Below are 16,236 nucleotides of genomic sequence, written 5' to 3' on the forward strand. Positions count from 1 at the left end.
GACCCGCTTCGACGCGTGCGAACGCAGCAGCCCAAATCTCCAGTCGCCTACGGCTCGTTCCGATTTGGGCTGCTGCGGTACTAACTGAAGCGGACAATTGGCATGTTACCTACACCGGACAATTCAGAATGTTCTCGACAAGCCTGCGGTAAAGAACCGGCATGAAGTCGCGCAGATGTGATTGGGCGCGCTTTGACAGACCTGCTTGACGGGCCTGCTTAATAGGCCTGTTTGATAGGGCTGCGCGCTTGCGATGGTTTCACGATTGGGGCCTGGATTGGGACCCAGCCTGGGGCAACGTCAGTGGTGGTGGGTAGGTCAGACGCCATCATGCGTGTTGCAACACAGGGTGCGATGGGACCGGATGCCAGTCTGTGAGACGCTTCAGGCGAGAACGGGCAGTTCGCGGCTCAACTCTTGACGCAGGCGCATGAGGGAGGATGCTCCGCTCACCGGGACCTCCATCAGGATCGACCCATCCTGTTCCAGAACCTCCAGCGCGTGTTGATCAAAGCGAATGCCACCCAGGCTGTCGTAGCTGCGCCGCAACATCACATGAGGCGCACGCCCCTGCCCGGCCTGCAGGACGCAGATTTCACGGCGGATCGGATCAAAGCTGACCTCGGGCGCGGCGCGATCCCCATGCGAAGTCCATAGGATCAGACCCGCAAAGAGGAAGGCGATCGAAATGCCCAGCCGGATCAGCGAGAGCTCAGGGTCCGCCCCGGCCCCCGGTATCAGCCAAAGGCCGATTGATCCGATGACCAGCCCCGCACCGAGGATACGGCACAGAACGGTGCGCAGCAGCCAATTGGGTTGCATCTGGATCGACAGCGCATCGCGGCCCAAATGACGACCGAAGCCCCGGACGTGGCTGGCGCGGCTGGCGTGGCTTACGTGGCTGGCGCTGCCCAGATGAGATCCGGCACTGTCAGTGGCGGCGGGCGCGCTGTTGTAGGTGAGCGTTTGCGAGCTGGCGTGGCTTTGGCCTGACTGCGGCGGCGTCAGGTTTTGCATCTGATATCTGTTCATTCCACTGCCCTTTTTCCCGCTGCCCGTTTCCACCGCCAGTTTTCCACTGCCTGTTTTCGGCTGCCCACTTCCCACGGTGCGGACGCTGGTGAGGACAGAGGCACGGACGGCGGCGCGTTAACGTGTTGTTAACCAAGAAACGGGCGAAATACGGCCAATTTGAGGCCAAGTTGTGGGGATCCTGCCCAAAAGATAGCGAAATTTTCGTTTGTTCCCATTCTGTTGTCGCTTTACCGGTGCGGTATGGGCCAGGATGCTGTGGTCAGTATGTTGTAGCCAGTTTGCTATGGCCAATGTGGCGGACCATGGATGGAGTGCGTCTCTGTACGCTTCGGCACCGATGTGACATCTCGGGCGTAAGGGCCGTGGCTGCTGTAGTCCAAATTGCCAGCATCACCGCCAGAGACACCACGAAGTACACAGCGGTGCAAACAGCCGGCGCCAAAGACCTGTGTCCAGATGATGCCAGCTTGTCCACGCGACATCAGTTTGTCCACGCGACATCAGTTTGTCCAAGTGACACCAGTTTGTCCAAGTGACACCGGGGCGCTAAGGGGCAAAACAGCCTTGCCCTTTTGCTGCAAGCCTGTATACGGGCACTTCCTTCCGCACGAAGATCGATCCGCGCAGACTCTCGTGATGGGGCAGCGGAAGGTGACACCGCCCTGTCTATGAAATGCGCCTAGACACAAACAGGAGTTCGCATGCCACTCTATGAGCATGTCATGATTGCGCGTCAGGACCTGTCCAACTCGCAAGCAGAAGGCCTCATCGAACACTTCGGTGCTGTTCTGTCCGACAACGGCGGTAAGCTGGTGGACAGTGAGTACTGGGGCGTGAAAACCATGGCCTACAAGATCAACAAAAACCGCAAGGGTCACTACTCCTTCCTGAAAACCGATGCATCCGCAGCGGCGATCCAGGAAATGGAGCGTCTGATGCGCCTGCATGACGACGTGATGCGCGTTCTGACCATCAAGGTCGACGCACACGAAGACGGCCCCTCGGTTCAGATGCAGAAGCGCGACGAGCGCGACTCGCGTCGTGAGCGCCGCTGATCAACGCTTGAGAAAAGGACGCTAAACCATGGCAGCCAAACCGTTTTTCCGCCGTCGCAAAGTATGCCCCTTCTCGGGCGACAATGCGCCGAAAATCGACTACAAAGACACACGTCTTCTGCAGCGCTACATCTCCGAACGCGGCAAGATCGTGCCTTCGCGCATCACCGCCGTTTCGGCCAAGAAGCAGCGTGAGCTGGCTCGTGCAATCAAGCGCGCCCGCTTCCTCGCTCTGCTCCCCTACGCCGTGAAGTAAGGAGTTAGGCACATGCAAGTTATCCTTCTGGAACGTGTGGCCAAGCTGGGCCAAATGGGCGACGTCGTTGACGTCAAACCCGGTTACGCACGGAACTTCCTGCTGCCGCAAGGCAAGGCGCTGACCGCGTCGCAGGGCAACATCGCCTCCTTCGAAGCCCAGAAAGCGCAGCTGGAAGCGCGCAACCTGGAGACCAAGAAAGAAGCGGAAGCTCTGGCAGAAAAGCTGGACGGTCAGCAGTTCGTTGTGATTCGCTCCGCATCCGATGCGGGCGCGCTTTACGGCTCTGTCACCCCACGTGACGCTGCAGACGCCGCCACTGCGGAAGGTTTCTCCGTCGACAAGAAACAGGTTGTTCTGATCGCTCCGATCAAAGAACTGGGCCTGCATTCCGTCGCCGTGAAACTGCACCCCGAAGTGGAAGCCGAGATCAAGCTGAACGTTGCACGTTCCGCTGAAGAAGCTGAGCTGCAGGCATCGGGCAAATCGATTCAAGAGCTGGCCGCCGAAGAGGAAGCCGCTGCTGAATACGAAATCGCTGAACTGTTCGACGATATCGGCTCTGCCGCATCCGACGACGATGACGCGGCCCCCGCTGCAAGCGACGAAGAAGCCAGCGCCTAATCGGCTCTGCGTCTTTGTGATTATGAAAGGTCGCCCCTTGGGCGGCCTTTTGCGTTTTGGGACCACGTTTTTGCGACCATGTTTTTGCGACCATGATGTCTGGCCGCGTCTCATGCGCAGCCGCTAAACCGCTGCCCTGAATTTTCCTCAAATCCTCAGCAGACTGCCCTGCGCCAGTAACCCTCTGTTTGGGGTTTTCCCACAGGCTGGCTATCGCAGGTGGGGTGCCTGCAGCCTGCCTCATTGCTCGGGTCTCAAATCACGGACCCAGTGTCATGAGGTCATTGGGGGTGAGACGTATGACTGATGATTTGTTGCAGCAGGAACGTATCCTGCGCCGCAGGTTGCTACTGCGCCTGCTGCGTGGCTTCAGCTTTGAAAATCCGCGTTTTCGCGGCGAGATGATCAATGATCTGGTTCCCCCTGAACTGGTGACCCAGGAACTCTGCCGTCAATATCCCGACAGGCTGCACGTCGGCTGATCCCAGCCCACGGTCCACGGCCCCCCTGTGCGCCGCAAGGGTGCTAACGCTCAGCCTGTTGCAGCGCCTGTGCAGGTAGGAGCCATTGCCGCCCCGCCGCAATTTGGGGGCATTCCGCCGATGTCATCTTTCCCATTTGCGGGCACACCCTGCGCAGCCTAGGCTGACCGCAACCGCCCGCCTGCCGGGCCCATAAGGCGCCGACACTATGAAATCCCGCAGAACGCTTCTTGCTTTGATCCTCAGCTCATCGGCGCTTGCAGCCTGTGCCGAGGCGCCCGCCCCTGCGCCAGAACCGCTGCAACCACCGCTGTTTCCCAATGAAACGCCAGAACTGCGGGAAAAGATCAATTTCTGGGCCGATCACTACGAGGTGCCACGGGATCTGGTGCATCGGTTGGCGATCCGCGAAAGCACCCATCGGCCCAGGGCAATCAACCGTCCCTACTACGGGCTGCTGCAGATCCTGCCCGCCACGGCGCGATCCATGGGCTTTGAAGGTCAACCCAGTGACCTGCTGGATGCGGATGTGAACCTGGAGTTTGCGGTGAAATATCTGCGCGGTGCCTGGCTCTTGTCCGATGGAAGTTTCGACACTGCCGTCAAACACTATTCCCGTGGCTATTACTTCGCCGCCAAACGGCGCGGCATGTTGAAAGAGACCGGGCTTCGCCCGTGATCGGCTGTCCCGGTCACTGAACCAGACCGCACCAACGGCGCACCCCACCCTTTTTTATAACGCTCGGTTGAGTCGCTCTGTCGCGTGCTCATGTCTTGCTTGTAGCCAAATGCGCACCAATTTGCGCCGTGTGGGGGAAAACGACCGTTTCCAAAGCCAGAACAGTCGTTGCCAGATTTGCACAAATCTATGTCAATTGTTCGTATTTGGAAACAGTGTGCGGTAGAACATATTGTGAACACGATAGATCAAAACCACATTCCCTTGCGCAACAACGACGTCCTAATAGCACATGGAATTACACAAATTTGACTTAATTCAGATGCATATCGCCATTTGTTAAGATTCTGTTTTCCAAAATCATGCCTCTTTGTTGCGGCAAACTCATCTCACATGCCACCTGATATTAACCCTGCGCTCGGTGTTCCGCGCAGCAGGCTGTTGGTGTGTAACGAGGAGCAGAAGCCATGCCAGTTGGCAGTTATGATGATTTCCGCGGCGCTCTCTTGGCCTTTGAATCGGGCTGGGACAGGGAGCGCTATGACGCTGGTCAAATTGTTGACGCCCAGTTGACACAATGGGCGGGCGGATCCGTTGGCACCTTCTTTCCGGGGTATTCCAACTGGGGACAGCTGGACGATCAGCAGTGGGAGGCCATGGCCTATCGGTCCATGAACTCGCTTGGTTTTGTCGGCTATCAGTTCGGCGAGGCACTGTTGATCGACCTTGGCTATTATCAGGACGATTTCTACTACATCGGGGGGGACACGCGGAACCGGTGGGATGGGGTTTGGACCGGCAAGAATGGGGTCAACAGCCTTGATGACTTCATGACCAAAGAGGTTCAGGAAACCGCCATCAATGAGGCCTTTGGCTATAACCTGACCCTGCTGGAGTATTTCCTCGGCCAGGCTGGGCGCAGTCTTGATGAATTTGTGGGCCAGACCGTCACCTATACCGATGTTGACGGCTCCGCCACGCAGGTCACGCTCAGCATCACAGGCATGCTGGCGGCTGCCCATCTGCGTGGGGCATCGGGGCTTGCGGATCTGCTGGTGGGCAACCAGGCCTCAACCGATGAATACGGCACCTCAATCCTCAATTATGTGCAGAAGTTCGGCGGCTATGATCATCCGGATGTCGCCGCTCTGATCGCGTTTTGGGAAGATCGCCGCGATGGGGGCACAGCCGAATTGGACACAGGCAGTGAAACACCGGGCAGCGAAACACCCGATAGCGAAACACCGGGGGATGAGACACCGGGGGACGAAAAACCAGAGGGTCAGGATCCAGATCCAGATCCAGATCCAGACAAAGATCCGGGCAAAGATCCCAAGGACAAGCCCGACAGTTGGCCAGACAAGGAGCCGGACAAGGAGCCAGGCAGCAAACCCGACAACAAGCCCGATAACAAGCCTGGTGAAAAGCCAGACGCCAAACCGGTTGAAAAGCCAGCCATCGATGGCGAGCATCTGGTCGGCAGCATGACCCGCGATCAACTGATGGGCACCGGGGCCGACGATCTGATCGCCGGGCGCGGAGGCAATGATCGCCTGGCCGGACGCGCCGGTGACGACGAATTACGCGGCGGCATGGGGCGGGACAAATTAACCGGTCAGCGCGGCGAAGACGAGCTGCGCGGCAATCAGGGCGCCGACACCATCCGCGGTGGCAACGGGAACGACACGCTGTATGGCGGCGCGGGCAAGGACAAGCTGTTTGGCCAACGCGGCGAGGATGATCTCTATGGTGGCGGCGGCGCCGATTGTTTCGTTTTTGCGGCCAATCACGGCAGTGCTGTGATCCGCGACTTTCAGCTCGGCGTCGATTGCATCACCATTTTGAATGGTGCCGACGACATTTCGGATCTCACCTTTGACACCGTCGGCGCGGATGTGGTGATGTCCTTTGCCAATGTCAGTGTGACCATCAACAATGTCACGGTCGACCAATTGCTGGGCGAGGATCACTTCACCTTCTGATGCGACAGCGGCGTGAACCAGCGGCGCTGCTCCACAATCAAATTGGAGCAGCCGCCCTGTTTCAATGAACCTGTTGCAATCAGCCTGCTTCAATGGCCCCGCGTCAATCGACCTGCCGCAATCGATCCTCCGCAATCGACCCGCGGCCAACTGCGGCAGCAGCAAGGTCGGGGCGACCAGAGTGCATGCAGAAAACAAAAAGGGCCGCCAAATTGGCAGCCCTTCTCATCTGTGACGCTGAACGACCCATCACGCTATTCTGGCCACCACCCACTTCTGGGAACGGCTACAGGGGTGAGTGGGCCCACATCCAACGGGATGTGGGTGTCAGCTTATTCGTCGTCCAGCGCTTCAACGGCGCTTTGCAGGTCGTCCTTGGAGACTTCTTTCTCGTTCACTTTCGCTTGCTCGGCGATGTGATCGACGACTTTGTCTTCGAACAGAGGCGCGCGCAGCTGCTGCTGCATCTGGGCGTTCTGCTGGATGAATTCGAAGAACTGACGCTCTTGGCCCGGGTACTGACGCGCCTGCTGCATGATCGCTTGGGTCATTTCGGCGTCGGTCACTTCGACCTCTGCTTTCTGGCCCAGTTCAGCCAGCAACAGACCCAGACGAACGCGACGTTCGGCCAGTTTGTTGTGCTCATCGGTCGCTTCGATTTCACCGTGGTCGTGTCCCTGAACTTCAGGGTTTTCCTCGTGCCACAGCTGGTGCGCGATCTGCTTGGCCTCGGCTTCTACCAGCGACGGCGGCAGGTCGAAGGAGACCAGCTCGTCCAGTTTGTCCAGCAGGCCACGCTTCATCACGGCGCGTGCCGCGCCCGCGTATTCGGCTTCCAGACGCTCGGAGATCTGCTCTTTCAGACCTGCGAGATCTTCGGCACCGAATTTCTGCGCCAGCTCGTCGTTGATCTCAGCCGCTTTCGGGCCTTTGACCTCTTTCACGGTGCAGGAGAACACAGCGTCCTTACCGGCCAGGTGCTCTGCGCCGTATTCTTCGGGGAAGGTGACGTTGACGTCTTTTTCTTCACCGGCTTTGGTGCCGACCAGCTGATCTTCGAAGCCGGGGATGAAGGAGTTAGAGCCCAGAACCAGCGGATAATCTTCGCCTGCGCCGCCTTCGAAGGCTTCGCCGTCGACCTTGCCCAGGAAGTCGATCACGACCTGGTCGCCGTCTTCTGCTGCGGCGCCGTCTTCGCGTGCTTCGAATTCCTTGGCGGTGTCTGCCAGGTTGGACAGGGCCTCTTCAACCGCTGCGTCATCGGCTTTGACAACCAGTTTCTCCAGCTCGACACCGGACAGGTCGACCTCGGGAATTTCTGGCAGCGCCTCGTAGGACATTTCGACGTTGACGTCGTCGCCTTCTTTCCAGTCTTCGTTGGTCATTTTGACCTCAGGCTGCATCGCTGGGCGATCGCCGCTGTCTTCGAAGTGCTGGTTCATCGCGCCATCGATGGCTTCCTGCATGGCTTCGCCCATCAAACGCTGGCCAAACTGCTTTTTCAGCATTGCCATCGGGACTTTACCCTTGCGGAAACCCTTCATTTCGATTTCCGGCTGCGCTTCGACCAGTTTCTCGTTGACCTTCTCGTCCAGCTCGGCGGCGGTAACGGTGATCGCGTAGCCGCGTTTCAGACCTTCGTTCAGCGTCTCGGTGACCTGCATCATATTCCCCATAGAGATTCGGGGCGTACGCAGGCGCACTCCCCCAGACAATTTGGGGCGTTCTATGTCCACAGAGGCTGCGGCGCAAGAGGGATTGGCGCAACAGCTGGTCTGAGCCGCCTGTAGACCGGATTTTTTGTCGATTTTGCTTCGGATTTCGCGGCCGAGGCGATGATTTTTCCGCTCTCGGATTTGGGCTCGTCAGATCGGGCGCGGATCAGGGAGGCCATTCCTGTATGCTCGCAGCTCTAAGCTCGAGCTTCGGGCGCTGATTTTCGGCCAGTTTGAGGCCAGGACCTTAGGAGTGAGCCTCAGGAGGGCGTTTCTGGCGTAGAAGGTGAACAGGCTGGATGTGAACAGGCAACAAGGATCGCGAATTGCGCGAATTGGCACGAACATGTCCTTGGCCGTCGCTGTGCCCTGCCCTATAGTTGTGGACATATCCCGATAAACCGGGGCGGGATAGAGCGACCTGCGCCCATCCGGGATGGTTTTACCCGCAGGTCGCTCAACACTCTCTGGTTACCCCAATCCCGCCAAACCAAGTATTTTGCGAGCTAAACACAGCGTGTTGATCGCGAGACACACTGTGGGCGTAAGCCATTTGTTGCGGCCCAATTTGGTCAGGGCAAGTTTTGGTCAAGGCAAGTTGGTCACAGCAAGCGGCGAGTTTGCACAACCCACCTTCGTGGACGGCCGGAAGTTGCTCAGCAACGAGCATCAGAGGCCGTAAAACACAACCAACACGACCAGAACGCCCGCGATAATTCCACAGATCACATCAAGCCATTTGGTCATAGCTGCCGCCTTTGGTCATGATGATTGAAATCGCACCGGTGGCTGCGCACAAACACGCGTTTTGCCCGGTCGCTTGCCGTGCCGTCCCATCAAAAGGGCCGCTCACCAGGATGCCGCCAGCCGCCGGACCGAGGGCATCAGCAGCAGAGCCACCAACGTCAGTTGACCGCCGCAGATGTAAGCCAATGCCGCGTACCACCAGTCCTGCACCGTAAACAGCGTGACGATCCCGCATCCGCCGCCTGCCAGAACCGATAGGATCAACGCCACGGTCAGACGGATATCGACGGCGACCTCCTCGCGCAGAGCCGCGTGTTGCTGCTCCAGCCAGGCCTGATTGTTGGAGAACGCCTTTACCAAGACGATATCGAGATCATCCGAAAGATGGCTTGGCCGAATACAAAAATCGCAGACCGCCAACTGGTCCAGATCGTTTGACGCTCGCGACATCTGGTCCGTCAGCATAATGGTGGGCACGTGGGGCAAATCCTGCCGAAACAACAGCAGACGCTCCTTGGTCACCAAAGGTCCGCCCATATCCTCGACATCGACAATAACGACCGCTGTCCCACCATCGAGGCACAGGCAGTCTGTCCAAAGCGACGAAATCGCCGAGACTCGATGCACCGGCACGCCGCGCGCCGAGAAAAACGCTGAAATCTCCGAGAGGGCGCGACCGAACCCGCCACAGAAGATCACTTGGCTCAATCCAGGATAGGCCATGGCTGTCTCCTTGGTAGAAAAAAGGTGATGACGGGTCATTGCAGCGGGGGGAAGCGTTTTGCGGATTTCGCCAGTGGGTGGCCCCGGCTTCCGGCGCGGCTCATGCGCCGCGGCGCGCCAGGGTCATCGCGGTGGATAAGGTTGTGCTCTTGCAATGCAGCAGCCACTTGGGCGCGGTTGCTTGCGCCGACTTTGCGGAAAATGGATCTGATATGCATCTTTACTGTCGTTTCCGACAGGCCAAGCTCATGGGCGATGAGTTTATTGCTCAGGCCATTGGCGATCAGCTGACCAATCGACATCTCACGCGGCGACAACCCCCAAACGGTATCTTCTTCGGTCTTTGGTGCCAGAACACTGGCAGGGGCGCAGGTGCCGCCGTTGATCACAACTTTGATGATATCGCAGAGGTTTCGCAGATTGGTGTGCTTGGGGATGTAGCCCCGGACGCCGTTTTGAATTGCCTCATGGGCAAACAGATCCGAAATGCCACCTGTGAGCAGCACAACCGGGGTTGGATAGGCGGTCTGCACAATTTCAATGATGCTGCTCATGCCATTCATGTCCGGCATGTGCACATCCAACAGCACCAGATCGAAATCGGATTTGCTGTCCTTCAGCTTGGCAATGGCGTCCCGGCCGCTCTGACAGGTCGTTGCTTTGAACTCAACGGCTTCGATCGCCAATTTCAGCGTATCAAGAAGGAGGAGATGATCATCTGCAACCAAGACCGATTTTCGGCGGTTTTGCTGGTTGGCTATCGTCATTCGCTCGTCTCCCGGATTGTAATTTTTGGTCACTTATCCGTTACAATGTGGTGAAGTTGATGTTAGGGCAACCTAACCGATAGGGCGCATAAGATATCCAAAGGATATCTTGATTTTTCATGTGGTTATGATAAAGGAAGGGGGGATTTTGAGCGATTCGATACAAATCACGACCAATGTGACATATCGCTGTGTCAAATAAAAAAACATGAATATGATTTGGTCAAGCCCTGATTTTTCAACCTGGCAAAATGAGCGGTTCGGCTCAGAGTGAGGCCTGCGTTCCGATCCGCCTCAGCGGGCCTCACAGCGGTCATCCCTGACCCGAGATGGCAGCAGGAGCCGTACAGATTGGCCGCACACGCGGCCTGCAAATATTAACGAGACGCAGGCAAGGTTGCGTGACTCCAACGCGCACCCGCACTAGGCCTGTTGGCTCTGCACACCGCGCCTGTAATGGGCGTTGACCTGCCTAAAACCGGTCCACCTGGCAGGCACACTCTGACCTGCGGTGGAGTGCGCTGTGTGGGGGGCATTCATGCGGGCGGGCAGATGGGTTCGACCTTAAAGCCACATCATGTTGGGGAAATGCCGCCTTTGCGACCAGCACCCAACACTCTGTGAGAGACGGAAAAACCCTCTGCAACGGAGAGGTGCAGAGGGTTTCTTTTGCGCGTCGACCCTAGCCGGGGGGCTGGCATGGGCGGGCAGGCGCGCCCACGCGCAAATTCTGATCCGAGCATCTGATCAGACAGAGGGGATCGCGGGCGCATGGCGCGCCCACGATTATGGTTTGGCCCGACGGCGCTTACGCAAAATCGAAATCAGCGGCAGAGAGCTGGCCCAGGGTCACGCCTTCCAGCGTCACGGTGGTGTCAGCGTCAATATTGAGCACCACGGCGCTCAGCCCGCTGTCATAGGTCTGATGCGCGATGGCCATGATGTCAGCAAGGCTACCGTAGCCAAGCCCGCGCACGTCCAACTGGTCCCCACCGGAAAAATCGGTGATCACCGTTGCACCACTGTCATCGCGCAAGACGAATACATCGGAGTCTCCGCCCCCGGTGAGCGTATCATCGCCAAGGCTGACATAAATCACGTCGTTGCCAGCACCGCCATCAACCGTGTCGTCCCCTGCTCCGCCACGCAGTTCATCATTGCCACTCTCCCCATAAAGAGAGTCGTCGCCATCGCCACCTTTAATCAGGTCTTCATCGTTTCCACCGACGAGGGAGTCATTGCCAGCGCCACCGTTGATCGTATCGGCACCACCTTCGCCAAAGATGGTATCATCACCACCCCCGCCGAAAATTGTGTCCTCTTCGCTTGCACCGGTGATGGAATCGTTGCCAGCCCCACCACCAAGATTGTTCTTACCGCCAGAGACGTTGATCTGATCATCGCCGTTGCCGCCGCGCACGAAATCATCGTCATCGCCAGCAAAAATAGTATCGTCGCCATTCTGCCCCAGGATCGTGTCATTGCCTGCGCCACCGGTCAGATCATCATCGCCATCACGGCCGGAGAGCTTGTCATTGCCGCTGAGACCGTCCACCGTATCGGCACCATCCGTGCCAACAAAAACATCCTCACCCGCGCCGAATGTGATGTCCTGTTCGTAAGTGACTGTGATCAAACGCGTATCGCCATTGCTGTCGGCCACAACCACATCAAAGGCAAAGCTGGCCGTATCGCCCACATTTCCTTGTGCCGCAATCGCTGCGGTGTTGGCCGTAAACCCGAGACTAAAGATGCCATCACCATCTTTTGTCAGCTCAAAACGCCCATCCCCGTTGGTGAAACTGGTGCCAACACGCGAGATTGTCTGACCATCGACGCTGACAATTGATGACACCACAAAGGTATTGGTGCTTGCTTGGGCCCCGTCCCAGGCATAGTCGGTCACCCGCAGCTCCAGCCCAAGTCCATCCGGTGCCGGGCGTGCTGACGGGCTCAGAACACCGGACGTGGCCACACCGGCCTGCAGCGCGATGCCATCCGCCAGGGTGACAGACTGGAACCCATCCGTCAGCGTCGTGCCGTCGATGGACCAAGTGCCACTTGCTACGTCATACGACAAACCGCGTTGCGACAGGTTCAGAAAGTCATCGCCATCCGCGGTGAGAACGATGCGGTCGGTGCCACCGTTCCCTGTTGCAGTGTTGCCCTGAACGGATGCCCACAAAGCATCAGTCAGAACAACGGTATCGTCACCTGTGGTGCCAGATACGAAATCCACTCCGGTTTCAATATTGATGTTAGCCATTATTTTTACTCCGTTTTTAATGGTCACACATGTGGGTCCGCCGCATCGCCAACGCGGCGGGGCCGTGGTTTTGCGCCCCCGTTCTGTCTCGGAACCCACGGAAATTTGGCCGCAGGTCCGCACCCGGCTGAAATTTCAGCCAGAAAACGGGGACGTGTTTTGTTCGTAGGGGTTGCGGGGGTTCGCTACGGCATAGCGATCACTTCGGCCCCGCCCACGCGCTGCGCATCGCGTGCTGAGGACAGCGGAGGGCCGCCAGGTTTCGACGCAACTGTGGAGCCATTCACCATCTTGCGTTGCAAGAAGACCGCCGCCACCTGAGCCCGATTGCTTGCATCCATCTTCTCAAACAACGAGCGGATGTGCATTTTGACGGTCGTCTCGGACAATCCGATCTCATATGCGATAAGCTTGTTGCTGAGCCCTCTTGCAATCATCTGGCCGATGGCCATCTCCCGCTCTGACAGATCTGAACAGCCGCGCACCACCGCCGGATCCGGTAGCGGCCGCAGCGAACATTGACCCGGCGCCGCGCTGGCACGCGTCAGCGTCTCGCACAGCGTCGTCAGGCTGGAGCGTCTGGAAACGAACTCGCGCACGCCCAGCTCGCGGGCCTGATGCACCACGTGATCAGACAGATCGTTCACCAGCAGCACAACCGGTCGCGGGGGGGCACGACGCAGGACCTCTGCCAAGCTGCGCACCCCATTCAAATCAGCCATTTGGGTGCTCATCAAAACCACGCTTATGCCTGCGCTCTCGCCCATCTCTTTACATACCCCATTGGACGTCACAGCCGCCATCCTGTCCCGACCGCTGCGGCAGGGAACAACCTGAAAGCCGCGCGCCTCAATCGCGAATTTCAACGTATCGAGAAGCAAGATTTGATCATCTGCGACAATGATCGAAGCGCGCTGTTTCTGGGGGGGGCTCGCCTGCAATTGTTTATTATCCCACTTCAGTGTTTGTGTTTTCGTCTTTGATATACCGATAGCTAGCAGCGTCGTTGACCCTACGGCAATCCACACTTTAGGTCGGGTCAATCACCAAAAGATAGTTAATAAAAACATATATTTAGTATCAAAAAATCTATCTGCATGCTGGGACGAATATCGAATTCCAGCGCAACAGGGATCAAAGTCATAATATTCAAAAATATGAATTTAGGTAGATCAGACATACTGACCCAAATTAACTGACAAGGACGCCCATGGTGAAAGTCTTCGGTTGATCCAGCCGCCGTGCAGCGGGCCGGGGGCGCCGAGCATTCACAACCGTGAACAAAGACTGTGATGACCCTGATCAAGCGGCATGGGTCCGGCTTATAGAAGCAAGCTGATCGGCCAAGCCCAGAGGCTGAACGCCAAACAGTTGCTGACCCAAATAGTCTTCGGCCTGGCGTTCTTTCGAATACCAGGCCGAAGCAGTGAATGCGATCTCGGGCTATGAGCCCCCTACCTTTGCAATTCTTCCGAACAGGTGGCCGCGGTCAATGCACCATCCCGTGCTGCATTGACCAACAGCATATCGCAGCGGTTACTGAGACCGCCGCCAGCCTTTCGCCTGATTGCCCAGACGCAAGCCGCTGCATCCGTCGTCCGGAAACCTTGATGATGTGCGGCAATACTCCTGTTTGGTCAGGTTGTGCTCTTGCAAGGCAGCGGCGACCTGAGCCCGATTGCTGGCCCCTGCTTTGCGAAAAATCGAGCGGATATGCATCTTGATCGTGTGTTCGGACAGGCCAAGTTCGTAAGCAATCAGCTTGTTGCTCAGCCCATTTGCGATCAGTTGCCCGATCGACATTTCGCGCGGAGACAAGCCCCAGACGCTGTCAGTGTCACAACTGGGCGCCAATACGCTGGCGGGTGCGCAGGTGCCACCATTGATCACAACTTTGATGACATCGCAGAGGTTGCGCAGCTTGCTGCGTTTGGAAACATAGCCGCGCACTCCGTTCTGAATCGCCTCGCGCGCGAATTGATCCGACAGGCTGCTTGTCAAAAGAACCACCGGCACCGGATCCGCCTGTTTGACGATTTCTACAATGCTCTTCATTCCGTCCATGTCGGACATATAGATATCAAGCAGAACCAAATCATAGGAGGTTGCAGTATCCTGCAGCCTGTCGATCACGTCCTTCATGCTTTGACACGTGGCAACCTGAAACTCGCTGGCTTGGCTGACCAGCTTCAGAGTGTCGAGCAGAAGAAGATGATCATCGGCAACCAAGACCGATTTTCTCTGGGTCTCATGTGTGGCTCCTGTCATGTCGCTCATCTCCTATATTGTCGTTGGGGGCACCATCCCCAGACATCGTCATCTCGGTTTGCACTTTGGACCCAACCGACAAGGTCATCTGGTGATTGTTCTTTTCCTTCTGTTTTTGACACAGCTCAGCTGTCACGCGGCATTGCATCACAGCCTGCGTCGCTGTTTCACTCGCTTCAGTATTCTCGGCCTAGGTTTGATCCCGGGCGGCCCAGTCGCGTTTGTTTTCGTATCGACGCCTGGATCCGCTCTGCGCAATCTGACCTGGTCTTGCAGGAGGCAGTGCTGGCCTATCCCCCGCTTGAATATCGCTCTAACGAGACCGAATTATCACCCACGGTGGAGGGGTAGACCCGATCCAGCTTGCGGCGGAATTCGTCCCAGGTGTCTGCAGCTTTCAGCAAGGCAACAATACCTGCAATATGTTCTCGCAGACGCGGATGCCCACGCTCGGGGTTGAACCACCGATGGCTTTGGTCTCGTCTGCGTCGCGGGGTCACCGGGCGTTTCTGCTCCAGTTCGGCGCGCAACAGCGGGTCCAGCCGATCAAAGACAAAATCGATGGTCCACCCAGCCAACCGCTGCGGACGTGGCGTTTTCCAGGGTTTGAATTTCCAACCCAGCAGACGGTACATTTCCCTATACATCTCCAGCGGAAAGGTCAGCGCCCATTGCTGCTGTGCACCCTCAAGAAACTGGTGAAAGATCTCCGCCAGAGCTGCGCGGGCCCGATCATCCTGGTAGCCGGTGACTTCATCGATCCGGGCCACAACGCTGACATCTGTAAACGATCGGCTGACAAGTTCCGCGCGTTGCGCGCGAGGCAGCTGCTGCTTTTGTAAGGCGCCTTCAGCACGCGCTTTCAACCAAACGCTACAAGTAGCCAGAAGAAAATCAGCGTCATAGGCACGGATGACATTGCTTCCGTCGACATAGTCAATCGGCCTGAACAGCTCCTGCTCCGTGATGCCGTCAAGAAAGGGTGTCAACTGCGGCTGCGACAAAAACACCGGCAGGTCCCGACCCCTGCCCCGCTGTCGATTGGCGCTTGCTCGGCGTCCCCCAAGGATGGCATTGGCAATGCCTGCCTCGCTCACCACCCGCTGCACAGTGGCATCTGGCCAGCGGATGACAGCGCAAGGCAGTTGCAGGGCCGCAATGGTGATCTGGCCCGAATATCCAGGCAGAAGCAAAGGCATATCAGGTTGCGGCTTTTTCTTGTTCTGCCAGCGCGCCTTCGCGGCCTTGGAGGCAATTTCGGAGCGTTTGTCGGGGCTTAACCGTTCAGCTCTGGCAATTCCACCTGCTGCGCGCCCACCGTCATCTACGATCATCGTGCAAGCATCCTTCTTCCACCCATGCTTACAACTTGAAAGCAATTTTATTACTTTGCAAGCATTTTACGATCACAAATGCTTGCGCGCTTCTCGTCAGGCGTGTTTTGCGGACCTCAGCACACGTTTCTTAAATCGCCGTTTTATTTTCGGACGTTATGGTCAGCTATACTTAGCGTCATCGAACTTCCGAGTTTTGATGAGTTGACGTCATGCGTGAAAACGGTTCAGTTAGGCTCATGATCCGCCCCGGTTTTCTTACCCCTTCAGAGCGTCGAGAGCTTGAGGCTTGCGTGCGCAGTC

General features: G+C 57.3%; 14 protein-coding genes. 6 read left to right on the forward strand and 8 right to left on the reverse strand.

The features are described from left to right. Positions 1–384 precede the first annotated feature (384 nt). The gene (locus Q0C28_RS07840) at positions 385–1,032 is read right to left on the reverse strand and encodes a hypothetical protein (protein WP_293574459.1); all 648 of its coding nucleotides are present in this window, start codon (positions 1,030–1,032) and stop codon (positions 385–387) included. Positions 1,033–1,736: 704 nt separating this feature from the next. On the opposite strand from Q0C28_RS07840, the gene rpsF reads away from it, so the two are divergent. The 6 genes from rpsF to Q0C28_RS07870 all read left to right on the forward strand — a co-directional run bounded on the left by rpsF (position 1,737) and on the right by Q0C28_RS07870 (position 6,113). Continuing rightward, entirely contained in the window at positions 1,737–2,090 is a 354-nt protein-coding gene (gene rpsF / locus Q0C28_RS07845; RefSeq protein ID WP_008562342.1) for a 30S ribosomal protein S6, read from the forward strand. Between the two features lie 28 nt (positions 2,091–2,118). Further along, positions 2,119–2,346: a 30S ribosomal protein S18 gene (rpsR, locus tag Q0C28_RS07850; RefSeq protein WP_005982441.1), complete on the forward strand. Its 228-nt coding sequence runs from the start codon at positions 2,119–2,121 to the stop codon at positions 2,344–2,346. Between the two features lie 12 nt (positions 2,347–2,358). Continuing rightward, complete coding sequence (gene rplI, locus Q0C28_RS07855; RefSeq protein ID WP_293574541.1) at positions 2,359–2,970, forward strand: 50S ribosomal protein L9; 612 nt, start codon at positions 2,359–2,361, stop codon at positions 2,968–2,970. Between the two features lie 299 nt (positions 2,971–3,269). Next, a complete protein-coding gene (locus Q0C28_RS07860; protein WP_293574543.1) occupies positions 3,270–3,452 on the forward strand; it encodes a peptidyl-tRNA hydrolase in 183 nt (60 codons plus the stop codon). A gap of 208 nt (positions 3,453–3,660) precedes the next feature. Further along, a complete protein-coding gene (locus Q0C28_RS07865; protein WP_293574545.1) occupies positions 3,661–4,131 on the forward strand; it encodes a lytic transglycosylase domain-containing protein in 471 nt (156 codons plus the stop codon). 467 nt (positions 4,132–4,598) lie between these two features. Further along, positions 4,599–6,113, forward strand: coding sequence for a calcium-binding protein (locus tag Q0C28_RS07870; RefSeq protein ID WP_293574547.1), 1,515 nt, complete (start codon positions 4,599–4,601; stop codon positions 6,111–6,113). Positions 6,114–6,445: 332 nt separating this feature from the next. Here the strand turns inward: Q0C28_RS07870 and tig are convergent, their stop codons facing one another. The 7 genes from tig to Q0C28_RS07905 form a co-directional block, all read right to left on the reverse strand. Next, a complete protein-coding gene (tig, locus tag Q0C28_RS07875) occupies positions 6,446–7,777 on the reverse strand; it encodes a trigger factor (RefSeq protein WP_293574549.1) in 1,332 nt (443 codons plus the stop codon). Between the two features lie 900 nt (positions 7,778–8,677). Next, positions 8,678–9,298: a hypothetical protein gene (locus Q0C28_RS07880; RefSeq protein WP_293574550.1), complete on the reverse strand. Its 621-nt coding sequence runs from the start codon at positions 9,296–9,298 to the stop codon at positions 8,678–8,680. 35 nt (positions 9,299–9,333) lie between these two features. Further along, on the reverse strand, positions 9,334–10,065 hold the full coding sequence (locus Q0C28_RS07885) for a response regulator transcription factor (protein WP_293574552.1): 732 nt from the start codon (positions 10,063–10,065) through the stop codon (positions 9,334–9,336). An 808-nt stretch (positions 10,066–10,873) separates the two neighbouring features. Further along, a complete protein-coding gene (locus tag Q0C28_RS07890) occupies positions 10,874–12,331 on the reverse strand; it encodes a calcium-binding protein (protein ID WP_293574554.1) in 1,458 nt (485 codons plus the stop codon). A gap of 185 nt (positions 12,332–12,516) precedes the next feature. After that, positions 12,517–13,359, reverse strand: coding sequence for a response regulator transcription factor (locus tag Q0C28_RS07895; protein WP_293574556.1), 843 nt, complete (start codon positions 13,357–13,359; stop codon positions 12,517–12,519). Between the two features lie 508 nt (positions 13,360–13,867). Beyond that, positions 13,868–14,599, reverse strand: coding sequence for a response regulator transcription factor (locus Q0C28_RS07900; RefSeq protein WP_293574558.1), 732 nt, complete (start codon positions 14,597–14,599; stop codon positions 13,868–13,870). A gap of 290 nt (positions 14,600–14,889) precedes the next feature. After that, positions 14,890–15,933, reverse strand: a complete 1,044-nt coding sequence (locus Q0C28_RS07905) for a P63C domain-containing protein (RefSeq protein ID WP_293574560.1) — start codon at positions 15,931–15,933, stop codon at positions 14,890–14,892. Positions 15,934–16,236 lie beyond the last annotated feature (303 nt).

This window comes from Phaeobacter sp., from assembly GCF_022825805.1.
GTDB lineage: Bacteria > Pseudomonadota > Alphaproteobacteria > Rhodobacterales > Rhodobacteraceae > Phaeobacter.

Bases quoted from the DNA above. Each gene is read 5' to 3' on its own strand.
- Q0C28_RS07840 (WP_293574459.1), bottom strand. From the start codon at position 1,032: ATGAACAGATATCAGATGCAAAACCTGACGCCGCCGCAGTCAGGCCAA.
- rpsF (WP_008562342.1), top strand. From the start codon at position 1,737: ATGCCACTCTATGAGCATGTCATGATTGCGCGTCAGGACCTGTCCAAC.
- rpsR (WP_005982441.1), top strand. From the start codon at position 2,119: ATGGCAGCCAAACCGTTTTTCCGCCGTCGCAAAGTATGCCCCTTCTCG.
- rplI (WP_293574541.1), top strand. From the start codon at position 2,359: ATGCAAGTTATCCTTCTGGAACGTGTGGCCAAGCTGGGCCAAATGGGC.
- Q0C28_RS07860 (WP_293574543.1), top strand. From the start codon at position 3,270: ATGACTGATGATTTGTTGCAGCAGGAACGTATCCTGCGCCGCAGGTTG.
- Q0C28_RS07865 (WP_293574545.1), top strand. From the start codon at position 3,661: ATGAAATCCCGCAGAACGCTTCTTGCTTTGATCCTCAGCTCATCGGCG.
- Q0C28_RS07870 (WP_293574547.1), top strand. From the start codon at position 4,599: ATGCCAGTTGGCAGTTATGATGATTTCCGCGGCGCTCTCTTGGCCTTT.
- tig (WP_293574549.1), bottom strand. From the start codon at position 7,777: ATGCAGGTCACCGAGACGCTGAACGAAGGTCTGAAACGCGGCTACGCG.
- Q0C28_RS07880 (WP_293574550.1), bottom strand. From the start codon at position 9,298: ATGGCCTATCCTGGATTGAGCCAAGTGATCTTCTGTGGCGGGTTCGGT.
- Q0C28_RS07885 (WP_293574552.1), bottom strand. From the start codon at position 10,065: ATGACGATAGCCAACCAGCAAAACCGCCGAAAATCGGTCTTGGTTGCA.
- Q0C28_RS07890 (WP_293574554.1), bottom strand. From the start codon at position 12,331: ATGGCTAACATCAATATTGAAACCGGAGTGGATTTCGTATCTGGCACC.
- Q0C28_RS07900 (WP_293574558.1), bottom strand. From the start codon at position 14,599: ATGACAGGAGCCACACATGAGACCCAGAGAAAATCGGTCTTGGTTGCC.
- Q0C28_RS07905 (WP_293574560.1), bottom strand. From the start codon at position 15,933: ATGATCGTAGATGACGGTGGGCGCGCAGCAGGTGGAATTGCCAGAGCT.